This is a genomic window from Cellulomonas sp. GbtcB1, from assembly GCF_019091725.1.
Taxonomy (GTDB): Bacteria; Actinomycetota; Actinomycetes; order Actinomycetales; family Cellulomonadaceae; genus Cellulomonas.
Genome location: NZ_JAGXJG010000586.1, coordinates 1 through 235 on the forward strand (window position 1 = coordinate 1; position 235 = coordinate 235).

1 pseudogene is annotated in these 235 nt (G+C 75.7%); it reads right to left on the reverse strand.

The features are described from left to right. Positions 1 to 60: 60 nt before the first annotated feature. Positions 61 to 235, reverse strand: a pseudogene (locus KVT14_RS22855) (F0F1 ATP synthase subunit B); the annotation flags it as partial.

Consider the following 235-nt stretch of genomic DNA (forward strand, 5'->3'; position numbering starts at 1 on the left):
GCAGCACCGGCTCGAACCGGCCCTCCGCGGCGGCCAGCGACGCCCGGCTAGTCCCTCGCATCAGTTCCCCTTACCCGCGGTGGCGGTGGTCTGCGCGTCCAGCTCGTCCAGGGACCGCTCGACGACGCGCGAACGACGCGCCTCGTCCGCGAGCGGCTCGCCGACGATCTTCGACGCGAGCTCGGTGGCCAGCGAGCCGGCGTCCGCACGGGGCGACACGGCGGCCTGCTGGCGC